Source organism: Enterobacter sp. SCRI0065 (genome assembly GCF_059766475.1).
The window spans coordinates 35730-47218 of sequence record NZ_JCBAJB010000001.1 but is presented as its reverse complement, the minus strand read 5'-3'; the positions used below and the strand labels follow the sequence as shown (position 1 = coordinate 47218).

Genomic DNA, 11489 nt, shown 5'->3' with positions numbered 1-11489 from the left:
GTCATCCCTCCTCAGGGACGTAGGCAAGTTTGTCCGTCAAAACATAAGTGCAACAAAAAATATTGCGGAGGGAATTATGCAGTCTGCATTCAAAAAGGTTCAATGAATGATTCCATTAAGTCCGATTCCAGACAAATAAACGCTCATTCACTTTAGAATACAACCCCATCTGAATATATATTATAAATACAGAGCGTTAGGATTTATAAATCATCATCACAAGAAATATACAAAACTCATATTGATCACTTGAATTTATATATCAACCTACAAATAGAAATGGCCTAAATATATTAAAACCAAAAAATGCAGACATAATTTCATAAATTTTATCATTACTTCATGGCATTTACAGCCTCTGAAACGACCATTTTCGTAAAACAGCGACCCTCTATTTCAGGTACACTAGCCCTCTTTGTTCCACAAACGTCAGGCATACTATGACCGATTTAATTGCACGTCCCCGTCGCCTGCGCAAGTCTCCGGCACTGCGCGCTATGTTTGAAGAGACAACACTGACCTTAAACGATCTGGTGTTGCCGATTTTTGTCGAAGAAGAGATCGATGATTACAAAGCCATTGAAGCCATGCCGGGCGTCATGCGCATTCCGGAGAAGCATCTGGCTCGTGAGATCGAACGTATCGCCAACGCAGGCATTCGCTCGGTGATGACCTTCGGCATCTCCCACCACACCGATGCCACCGGCAGCGATGCGTTGAAAGAAAACGGCCTGGTGGCGCGCATGTCGCGCATCTGCAAAGACGCCGTGCCGGAGATGATCGTCATGTCCGACACGTGCTTCTGCGAGTACACCTCTCACGGCCACTGCGGCGTATTATGCGACCACGGTGTGGATAACGATGCGACCCTGATAAATCTGGGCAAACAGGCGGTGGTTGCCGCCACTGCCGGAGCAGATTTCATTGCGCCTTCTGCGGCGATGGACGGCCAAGTGCAGGCGATTCGCCAGGCGCTGGACGCCGCGGGCTTCACCGATACCGCCATCATGTCCTACTCCACCAAGTTTGCCTCTTCCTTCTACGGCCCATTCCGTGAAGCGGCAGGCACTGCGCTGAAGGGCGATCGCAAAACCTATCAGATGAACCCGCTGAACCGTCGGGAAGCAATCCGTGAATCGTTGCTCGACGAAGCGCAGGGCGCGGACTGCCTGATGGTGAAACCGGCTGGCGCGTATCTGGATATTCTGCGCGATATCCGCGAGCGCACCGACCTGCCGCTGGGCGCATACCAGGTGAGCGGTGAGTACGCCATGATCAAGTTTGCCGCACTTGCGGGTGCAATTGACGAAGAGAAAGTGATCCTCGAAAGCCTGGGTGCGATCAAGCGCGCGGGTGCCGATCTGATCTTCAGCTATTTTGCGCTGGATCTGGCAGAGAAAAAAATCCTGCGTTAACCCGCATTATGCAGGGTGAGTTCAGCGCTCACCCTGCATCTAAACGTCACCAAACTGCAATCCAAACGACATCTCGCCCTTCTACTGTCTCAGCAAGACGGCAGGAGGAATTACCATGTTTAGTCTCGATAGCGTTCTCGACGACCTTTGGCCTCAGGCGAGGCCCGCACCCTGGCAAAAAAGTCTGTTAAAAAGATTGTTTCACGAAGAAGAATTCCAGCAGTTTGCCGCAGCACACCGCCACCTGAAAGGACTCGATATGGTGGAGCAAATTCTGGAGCACCTCGATATCCTCTGCACTATCCCCGCCCACGATCTTGAACAAATTCCCGAACACGGCCCGCTGGTGATTATTGCGAATCACCCCACCGGCACGCTCGATGGTCTGGCGCTGATGTACGCCGTTTCCCGCGTGCGTCGCGATGTAAAGGTTGTCACGAACCGACTGCTGACGCACCTTGAGCCGCTCAGTTCGCTGTTTATTCCGGTCGATAATATGGGCGGTAAAACGGCTAAAACGTCGCTGGTGCAAATGGAGCAACATCTGCAAAACGCGGGTGTATTGATTTTCTTCCCGGCAGGCGAAGTCTCGCGCCCGACGCGCAAAGGCATCCGCGATAAAAAATGGCACTCCGGATTTATCAAGATGGCGAGCAAACTACGCGCCCCGCTGCTGCCGGTGCATATTCAGGCACATAACAGCCTGCTGTTTTATGCCAGCACGCTGGTTTCACCCACGCTGTCGATGCTGTTATTAATGCAGCAGATGTTTCGACGCCAGCACAGCCGATTGCCGATTAAAATCGGCCAGCAGATCGCCTGGAGCCACTGGTTCAATGCGACACTTTCCCCCCGTGAGATGGCCGAGCGCTGCCGTCAGCACGTGATGCGTCTTGGCAAGGGACTGCCGGGCACGTTCAAGACACAATGTGCCATCGCGCGACCGGAAGACAGGGCTACGCTCAAGCGGGCGCTCGCTCTGGCGGAATGTCTGGGTAAAACCAGCGATGGGAAGACAATTTATCTGTGGCAGCGCAACGGACAAGAAGACGTGCCGATCCTGCGCGAGCTTGGGCGTTTGCGCGAAGTCGCGTTCCGCGCCGTGAACGAAGGCAGCGGCAAGCGCCGGGATACCGATAGCTATGACGACGACTACCTGCATCTGATTTTGTGGGATGACGAGGATCTGGAAATCGTTGGCGCGTATCGTTTTATGCCGACCGCAAAACAGGTTGAAAACCGAGGGCCTGGCGGGTTGTACAGCTACAGCCTGTTCCATTTCGACGACAAAATGGACGGCATACTGGAGCATGGCCTTGAGCTTGGGCGCAGCTTTATTCAGCCGCGCTACTGGGGCCGTCGCGGGCTGGACTATTTGTGGTCGGGCATTGGCGCGTATCTGGCGCGCTACCCGCAGTATCGCTATCTGTTTGGTCCGGTTTCCATTTCTGGCGGACTACCGCCTGCCGCGCGGGATCTGCTGGTGGCGTTTTACCGCCTGTGGTTCCCGGCGAGTCACCCGTTAGCCGTGTCGCGCCAGCCGTATCCAGCCTCGCTTCCCGACGTGCTGGCCCAGTTTGGCGCAGAAGATTACACCGACGATCTCACGAAACTAAAATCGCTGCTTGGCAATCTGGGTTGCGGCATTCCCCCCCTCTACAAACAGTATTCCGAACTGTGCGAGCCAGGCGGCGTACAGTTTATCGATTTCGGCAGCGACCCGGCGTTCAATAACTGCATCGACGGGCTGGTGCTGGTGGATTTGTGCTACCTCAAACGTAACCGTTATGAGCGCTACATTAAGGCGCACGATAAAAAGGCTTATCCCCCAGAATCGTCGCCCGCTGCATAATCCGGCGCTGCGGCAGATAATCCGCGTTGGCGTAATGCTGCGTCACGCGGTTATCCCAAATCGCCAGATCGTTCTCCTGCCAGCGCCAGCGCACCTGGAACTCTGGCTTGGTGATATGCGCAAACAAGAACCCCAGCAGCGCGTCACTCTCCTTCTCGGTCACGTCCACAATGCGGGTGGTGAAGCCTTCGTTCACAAACAGCGCCTGCTTGCCGGTGACCGGATGAGTGCGCACCACCGGATGCAACAGCGGCGGGTGTTTGGCGACCGCGTCCTGCCAGCGGGCGTGCTCTTCTTCGGTTTTGCGATAGTTATATTCCTGGAACGATTTCTTGAAATCGTGCTCGGCACGCAGGCCGCTCAACAGCTGCTTAAACGGCTCAGACAGCGCATCAAACGCCGCAATCCCGCTGGTCCACAGCGTATCACCGCCCGTTTCCGGCAACAGCTTCGCAGCCAGAATCGCCCCTGCGGGCGGCGTCTCGATAAAGGTTACGTCGGTATGCCAGTTGTCGTTATCCGGCGGATTATCGTTGTGGGTATCGAGCACGATAATTTCTTCGACGCCTTCCGCGTGCGGATAGACCGGGTGAATATGCAGATCGCCAAAACGCAGTGCCAGCGCGCGCTGCTGCTGGGGCGTCACCGCCTGGTTGCGCAGAAAGACGACCTGATGGCGCAGCACCGCGTGATACAGCTGTTCGAACTGGTTATCGCTCAGCGGTCGCGTCACGTCGAGATCGGCAATCTGTGCGCCAATGTATGGCCCCAGCGGGGTAATGGTCAGACGTTCACTCATTGTATTTCTCCATGCCAGGGCGTCAGGCGGCGCTGTAGCGCGCGCAGCCCCAGTTCTAAACCAAAGGCAACCACGGCGATCACCATGATCCCTGCCAGCACCACGTCGGTGGCCAAAAACTCGCCCGCCGACTGCACCATAAATCCGAGTCCACGCGTTGCCGCGATAAGTTCTGCCGCCACCAGCGTCGACCAGCCCACGCCTAACCCAATGCGCAGCCCGGTTAAAATTTCCGGCAACGCGCCGGGTAAAATCACAAACCACAGCACCTGTGCGCGACTGGCGCCGAGCGATTGTGCTGCGCGTAGACGCACCTGTTGCGCACTCTTCACGCCTGCCACCGCCGACATCGCTACCGGCGCGAAAATCGCCAGATAGATCAGCAGAATTTTCGAGGTTTCACCAATGCCGAACCAGATAACCATCAGCGGTAGATAAGCCAGCGGCGGCACCGGGCGATAAAGCTCAATCAACGGATCGAGGATCCCACGCACCGTCGGGCTCAGTCCCATCGCGATCCCCACTGGGATCCCGATAATCACCGCCGCCAGCAGCGCCACCAGAATACGCCCCAGGCTTGCCGCCAGGTGCTGCCACAGGGTCGCATCCATAAATCCCTGCGGCCCGGCGATGTCGACGAGTTTTACCAGCACTTTTTCCGGCGATGGCAGGAACAGCGGGCTGACCCACTGCTGCGCCGCCACCGCCCACCACACCGCCAGCAACACCAGCAACGAGCCCGCACTCAGCGTTATCTGACGCGAGAAAGGCCAGCGCAGGGCCAGACGCTTACCGGCTCGTTTTTCACTAAAAACAATGCTCATGAGAACGCCTCCCGCTGCTCAAACACGCGGCTTAACACGTATTCGCGCTGGGCAATAAACTGCGGATCGGACTTGATGCTGCGCGCTGGTTCACCGGCGACGTAGCGTCGGGCAAACTCCAGCGGCAACCGTTCCAGCACGCGGCCCGGCCCCGGTGACAGCAACACCAGTTCGGTCGCCATAAACACCGCTTCTTCTATATCGTGGGTAATCAGCAATACCTGCTTGCCGGTTTCGTGCCACAGGCGCAGGAGCAGGGTTTGCATCTGCTCGCGGGTAAATGCGTCCAACGCGCCGAAAGGTTCATCCAGCAGCAACAGCTGCGGATTTGCCGCCAGCGCACGGGCAATCCCCACACGCTGACGCTGCCCGCCGGAAAGCTGCCAGATAAAGCGTTTCTCTGCCCCTTCCAGTCCCACCTTTTTCAGCATCTGGCGCGCCGTTTCCAGGCGCTGCGCACGCTCTACGCCCGCTAACTGGAGGCCAAAGGCCACGTTTTCCTGCACATTCCGCCAGGGCAGTAAACCCTCGCTCTGGAAGACCACACCGCGCTCAGCGCCCGGCCCCTCCACGCGCTTGCCTTCCAACTGAATGTTGCCGTGCTGATAGGGTACAAACCCGGCGATCAGATTCAGCAACGTGGTTTTACCGCAGCCGGACGGCCCCAGCACCACCAGCAGCTCACCGCTATCCAGCGTCAGATCGATATCTTCCAGCGCAGGTTTCCCGCCATAGCTGGCGGACAGGTTAGTAATATTCAGCATCGTGGCCCCTTATTTCACAAATCGATCGGTCACGAACTGACTGTAATCCGCTGCTACCGCAGGCACTTTGCCCTGCTCCTTCAGGAACCCGGCGGTGTCGATAATCGCTTTATTGACCGGGCCCGACAGCTGTTGTACCTGCTGCGCGGGCGTCAGATAGGTATTGCCCTTCACCAGACCCGGTACATCCGCTTCCGGCACGCCGCTCAGGCGCGAGAGTTTGGCCAGATTGTCGGGTTGCTTCAGCCATTCGTCCGGGTTGGTGATATAGGGCTGCTGCGCGTCAATCGCGCTTTTGGCGAAGGCTTTCACCACCTCAGGATGCTTCTCGGCAAAATCTTTACGCACCACCCACACGTCAAGCGTTGGCGCGCCCCACTCGCCCACTTTGGCGGAGTCGGTCAGCACCGTGCCGTCTTTCTCCAGCTCGTTGACCGCGGGTGCCCAAACGTACGCGCCGTCGATATCGCCACGCTGCCAGGCGGCAATAATCGCCGGTGGTTGCAGATTCAGGATTTGCACCTGACCTGGCTTTATCCCCCAGTGTTTGAGCGCCGCCAGCAGGCTGTAGTGCGTAGTGGAGATAAACGGCACCGCGATACGCTTGCCAATCAAGTCTTCAGGTTTGGTGATATTTTTCTTCACCACCAGCGCTTCGGAATTCCCAAGCTGCGAGGCGAGAAGAAACACCTCAATCGGCACCTGCTGGCTGGCGGCTACCGCCAGCGGGCTTGAGCCGAGATTGCCAATCTGCACGTCGCCAGAAGCCAGCGCCCGCACAATGGCCGCGCCGCTGTCGAACTTGCGCCAGTCAACCTTCGCGCCGCTCTCTTTGGCAAAGGTATTATCCGCCTGCGCAACTTTCGCCGGTTCAGCAGAGGTTTGATACGCGACGGTGACATCGACCGCCTGCGCCTGAAATGCCCACAGCGCCAGAGCGCCGAATAGTGTAATACGCGATGAAATTGCCATGTTGTCTGCTCCCCTCTTTTGTTATGGGAGCAGTATTTCCGGCGCGAGAATTTTGATAAAGGAATTAAAAAGCATCGTTAATGCCGAATCGTTTTTAGAAAAAAAGCGGCAAAGGATAGTTAAAAAACGGATGGGAATAATATTGCAATTTTGTTACATCCATTACATAACCGTAGCCGCACAATTGCCAGACAACCATTGACAGGCATCATAGCCGGATAACTTCGCAAAGGACTCTGAGATGATCAAAGTGGTGCTGGTGGACGACCACGTGGTGGTACGTTCCGGGTTCGCCCAGCTGTTAAATCTGGAAGACGATCTGGTGGTCGAAGGCCAGTACGGCAGTGCCGCTGAGGCGTGGCCTGCACTGTCGCGTAACGACATCGACGTGGCGGTGATGGACGTGGCGATGCCCGATGAAAACGGCCTCAGCCTGCTAAAGCGCCTGCGCCAGCAGCGCCCCGGCTTTCGCGCCATTATTTTGAGCATTTACGATACCCCGGCGTTTGTGCAAAGCGCGCTCGACGCCGGGGCCAGCGGCTATCTCACCAAGCGCTGCGGTCCGGAAGAACTGGTACAGGCGGTGCGCTCGGTAGGGATGGGCGGCCATTATCTGTGCGCCGACGCGGTTAAGGCCCTGCGCGGCGGCCAGATCGTTTCAAAAGTCCTCGACGTTCTCACCCCGCGCGAGCGGGAGGTGTTCAACCTGCTGGTGAAGGGCGAAAGCGTCAAAGCTATCGCCTTTACGCTCGAACTAAGCCATAAAACGGTACACGTGCATCGCGCCAACGTGCTGGGAAAATTACAGTGCAGCAGTACCATTGAGCTGGTGCATTTTGCGCTCGACCATCAGTTGCTAACGGGCCACTGATGCGGTGCTCCGTGCGGCACCTTATTCTCTCTCTGTTTATCATGCTGGCGTGGGGTACCGGCTGGCTAATGCTGTGGACGCTCAGCTTTTACCTGACCCATAACGGTCAGCAGGCGGTGCTGTTTTTGCCACAGGGCGTCTATCTGGCGCTGCTCATTCTGCTGTCGCGACGCTTTTGGCCTGCGCTGATTGTACCCACCCTCGCCGCCCTTCTCTGGCTACACGCCGAACAGCTTTTAATCCGCCAGGTCATACTGACGGCTCCGCTGATTGGCACGATCGCCGCCTGGCTGACGCAGCGCTACTGGCACCGTTTTCCGCTCTACTGGCAGCGTCTTTCCCTCCTGATTGCCGCAGTTACGCTTAACGCGCTGCTGCAAACTCTGCTGCTGTCGCCGTTTCTGGAAAGCCCAACCATGCTCCTGCTGCTGGCCTCCTTTACGGGCGGCGTGCTGCTGACCCCTTTCGTCTATCTGGTGTTCGAGTTTCTACGCCAGCAGCATCGCTATCATCTGCTGGGGCTGGACACCAGCAACCCGCCGCTGCGCACCTCGTTGATTATCTGGTGCAGCCTGTTTTTTATTATTGGCATTGCTACCCAGATGGTGCTCTCCCCTGCCCTTGAGCGCCTGCTGCTGATCGTGGTGTTCCTGCCGAACGTCGTGATGGCGTGGAAGTTTGGCTGGCAGGGCGGCGTGCTGTCGGGGCTGCTGGGCAGCATGATGATTACTATTGCGCGCCAGGTCGGCGTGGGGTTCAGCGACCTGCTGGAGCTGGAAATTTTCCTCGCCACCCAGTCGCTGCTCGGCATTGGCCTGGGGATCGCAATCAGCCGCCAGCAGCAGTTGGCGCGGAATCTGGACCACTACCGGCGCAGGCTGGAGACCGAACTTCAGGCGCGGCGAGCGCTCACAGAAAAGCTGATCCACACCGAAGAAGACACCCGCAAGCATCTGGCCCGCGAACTGCACGACGAGATCGGCCAGAACATTACCGCCATTCAGATCCAGTCCCAACTGGTGAAACGCGCGGGTGATACGCCGCTCGCCGTTGAAGCCGCCGGACAAATCAACGAGCTGGCGCGCCGTATTCACCAGTCGACCCGCCAGCTGTTGCGCCAATTACGCCCGCCCGTGCTGGACGAGCTGTCGCTGAAAGAGGCGTTGCACCATCTGGTCAACGAGTTTGCCTTTGCCGAGCGTGGGATTACCTGTCGGTTTGCCTATCAACTGGATGCGCCGCCGCAAAACGAAACGCTGGTTTTCACCCTGTATCGCCTGTTGCAGGAGCTACTGAACAACGTCGCGAAACACGCCGATGCCAGCGAGGTGACGATTGTTCTTCGCCAACACAATAACCGGCTGCATCTGGAAGTGGCGGACAACGGCAGCGGCATCAGTGCGGAAAAAACGTCCGGCTTTGGCATCCAGGGAATGCGCGAGCGCGTTCACGCCCTCGGCGGCGAGTTCACGCTGGAATCCCGTTCCGGCACCCGCGTAATTGTTAACCTGCCCACAACTTTGCAACAAACACATCACTAACCAGGAAAAAGTCTTAGTCACTCCAGACTTTCTCTCATCCCTTTTTCGTCGCGCTTTCATACAGTCATCTCAAATGGAGAACGCCATGCACGCACCGTCTGCTGAACAGGTTACTCAACGCTATCGGGCCATTCGCCCACGGTTGCTGCTGTGCATGGCGATTGGCTACGCCGCGTTTTACCTGACACGCAAAAGCGTGAACTACGTGTTACCTGCGCTGCAAATGGATTTGGGGCTGAGTAAAGGCGACATCGGGCTTATCGGTTCGCTGTTTTACCTGAGCTACGGACTGTCGAAATTTGCCGCCGGACTGTGGCACGACAGCCACGGGCAACGGGCGTTTATGGGCATCGGCCTGCTGGCGACCGGCGTGCTGAACGTGTTGTTTACGTTTAGCGACTCGTTCCCGCTGCTGCTGTTCATCTGGACGCTGAACGGCTTCTTTCAGGGATGGGGATGGCCGCCGTGCGCCAGATTGCTCACCCACTGGTATTCGCGCAACGAGCGCGGCTTCTGGTGGGGCTGCTGGAATACCTCCATCAATATTGGTGGCGCGATTATTCCGTTGATATGTGCCTTTGCCGCCCACCTTTGGGGCTGGCAGGCAGCGATGCTGACACCGGGGATTATCAGCATTGTGCTCGGTCTTTGGCTAACCACGCAGCTGCGGGGAACACCGCAGGAAGAGGGTCTGCCGACGGTAGGGGAGTGGCGCAACGATCCGCTGGAACTGCGCCAGGAACAACACAGCCCGCCGATGGGCCTGTGGCAGATGTTACGCACCACCATGCTGCAAAACCCGATGATCTGGCTGCTCGGGGCATCGTACGTGCTGGTGTATCTGATCCGCATTGCGCTGAACGACTGGGGCAATATCTGGCTGTCAGAAAGCCACGGCGTCAATCTGCTGAGCGCCAACGCCACGGTGATGCTGTTTGAGGTCGGCGGCCTGCTCGGTGCGCTGTTTGCCGGATGGGGATCGGATCTGCTGTTTAGCGGCCAGCGTGCGCCGATGATTTTGCTGTTCACGCTGGGGCTGATGGTCTCCGTCGCCGCCCTGTGGCTTGCACCGGTTCATCACTATGCCCTGCTGGCGATCTGTTTTTTTGCCGTGGGATTTTTTGTCTTTGGTCCGCAAATGCTGATCGGCCTCGCCGCAGTGGAGTGCGGACACAAGCAGGCGGCAGGCTCGATTACCGGTTTTCTCGGCGTGTTTGCCTATCTGGGGGCGGCGCTGGCAGGGTGGCCGCTGTCGTTGATTATCGAACGGTATGGTTGGTCAGGCATGTTCAGTTTGCTGTCAATCGCCGCCGTACTGATGGGTTTATTACTGATGCCGCTGCTGATGTCGGGCATCACCGCGTCTCGCCGTCACATAACGTCATAAAAAGGCTGAATAATGAAAACAACGCTCCTCTCTACTCTTGTTGCTACTGGGATCGCGCTGGCGACCTTAACCGGTGCCGCGCAGGCGAAAGGCCGTCTGGTGGTGTATTGCAGCGCCACCAACGAAATGTGCGAAACCGAAACCAAAGCGTTTGGTGATAAGTACGACGTCAAGACCTCGTTTATCCGCAACGGCTCTGGCAGCACGCTGGCAAAAGTGGACGCCGAGAAGAAAAACCCGCAGGCCGACGTCTGGTACGGCGGCACGCTGGATCCGCAGTCTCAGGCCGGTGAAATGGGGCTGTTGCAACCTTATAAATCGAAAAATCTTGAGCAGATCATGGAGAACTTCCGCGATCCGGCCAAAGTAAAAGGCAACCTGTCTTCAGCGGTGTACGTCGGGATTTTAGGCTTTGGCGTCAACACCCAGCGCCTGAAAGAGAAAAACCTGCCGGTGCCGAAGTGCTGGAAGGATCTGACCAAGCCGGAATACAAAGGCGAGATCCAGATTGCCGATCCGCAAAGCTCCGGTACCGCCTACACCGCGCTCGCCACCTTTGTGCAGCTGTGGGGCGAAGACCAGGCTTTCGATTACCTGAAACAGCTGAACAGCAACGTATCGCAGTACACCAAATCCGGCATTGCCCCGGCGCGTAACGCCGCGCGCGGTGAAACCGCCATCGGGATTGGCTTCCTGCACGACTACTCGCTGGAAAAAGAACAAGGCGCACCGCTGGAGCTGATTTCGCCGTGTGAAGGCACCGGGTATGAAATCGGCGGTGTGAGCATTCTGAAAGGCGCGCGCAACGAAGAGAACGCGAAGCTGTTCGTCGACTGGGTGCTGTCGAAAGAGGCTCAGGAACTGGCGTGGAAGAAAGGCAAATCCTACCAGATCCTGACCAACACCACGGCGGAGACCTCGCCGAACTCGCTGAAGCTCGACGACCTTAAGCTCATCAGCTACGACATGGACAAGTACGGCTCAACGGACGTGCGCAAAGCGCTGATTAACAAATGGGTCAGCGATGTGAAGATGGGTAAATAAGCCCACTATTGCGAACATTT

The 11489-nt window shown here is 57.1% G+C and carries 10 protein-coding genes; 6 read left to right on the top strand and 4 right to left on the bottom strand.

Annotation, left to right across the window (positions count from 1 at the left end):
• Positions 1-440: 440 nt before the first annotated feature.
• Both hemB and olsF read left to right on the top strand, forming a co-directional pair.
• The gene (gene hemB / locus AC6EMZ_RS00210; protein ID WP_498400357.1) at positions 441-1415 is read left to right on the top strand and encodes a porphobilinogen synthase; all 975 of its coding nucleotides are present in this window, start codon (positions 441-443) and stop codon (positions 1413-1415) included.
• Positions 1416-1530: 115 nt separating this feature from the next.
• The gene (olsF, locus tag AC6EMZ_RS00205; RefSeq protein WP_498400355.1) at positions 1531-3267 is read left to right on the top strand and encodes a bifunctional ornithine lipid synthase OlsF; all 1737 of its coding nucleotides are present in this window, start codon (positions 1531-1533) and stop codon (positions 3265-3267) included.
• On the opposite strand, the gene tauD is transcribed toward olsF, so the two are convergent.
• The 4 genes from tauD to tauA are packed head-to-tail and all read right to left on the bottom strand — an operon-like array spanning position 3215 to position 6626.
• Positions 3215-4066, bottom strand: coding sequence for a taurine dioxygenase (gene tauD / locus AC6EMZ_RS00200; protein ID WP_498400354.1), 852 nt, complete (start codon positions 4064-4066; stop codon positions 3215-3217). The two genes, olsF and tauD, sit on opposite strands and share 53 nt — an antisense overlap.
• Positions 4063-4890 (bottom strand): taurine ABC transporter permease TauC, encoded by an 828-nt coding sequence (tauC, locus tag AC6EMZ_RS00195; protein ID WP_498400353.1) that lies wholly within the window; start codon positions 4888-4890, stop codon positions 4063-4065. The genes tauD and tauC overlap by 4 nt, the downstream gene beginning before the upstream one ends.
• Positions 4887-5654, bottom strand: a complete 768-nt coding sequence (gene tauB, locus AC6EMZ_RS00190) for a taurine ABC transporter ATP-binding subunit (RefSeq protein WP_498400352.1) — start codon at positions 5652-5654, stop codon at positions 4887-4889. Before tauB ends, tauC begins: the two co-directional genes overlap by 4 nt.
• A gap of 9 nt (positions 5655-5663) precedes the next feature.
• Entirely contained in the window at positions 5664-6626 is a 963-nt protein-coding gene (tauA, locus tag AC6EMZ_RS00185; protein ID WP_498400351.1) for a taurine ABC transporter substrate-binding protein, read from the bottom strand.
• 241 nt (positions 6627-6867) lie between these two features.
• Between tauA and AC6EMZ_RS00180 the strand changes: the two genes are divergently transcribed.
• The 4 genes from AC6EMZ_RS00180 to AC6EMZ_RS00165 all read left to right on the top strand — a co-directional run bounded on the left by AC6EMZ_RS00180 (position 6868) and on the right by AC6EMZ_RS00165 (position 11469).
• The gene (locus AC6EMZ_RS00180) at positions 6868-7497 is read left to right on the top strand and encodes a response regulator (protein ID WP_498400349.1); all 630 of its coding nucleotides are present in this window, start codon (positions 6868-6870) and stop codon (positions 7495-7497) included.
• Positions 7497-9038, top strand: coding sequence for an MASE1 domain-containing sensor histidine kinase (locus AC6EMZ_RS00175; RefSeq protein ID WP_498400347.1), 1542 nt, complete (start codon positions 7497-7499; stop codon positions 9036-9038). The genes AC6EMZ_RS00180 and AC6EMZ_RS00175 overlap by 1 nt, the downstream gene beginning before the upstream one ends.
• An 85-nt stretch (positions 9039-9123) precedes the next feature.
• The gene (gene uhpC / locus AC6EMZ_RS00170) at positions 9124-10425 is read left to right on the top strand and encodes an MFS transporter family glucose-6-phosphate receptor UhpC (protein WP_498400346.1); all 1302 of its coding nucleotides are present in this window, start codon (positions 9124-9126) and stop codon (positions 10423-10425) included.
• Between the two features lie 12 nt (positions 10426-10437).
• Positions 10438-11469 carry an ABC transporter substrate-binding protein gene (locus AC6EMZ_RS00165; RefSeq protein WP_498400345.1) on the top strand — a complete coding sequence of 344 codons (1032 nt, stop codon included), beginning with the start codon at positions 10438-10440 and terminating at the stop codon, positions 11467-11469.
• Positions 11470-11489 lie beyond the last annotated feature (20 nt).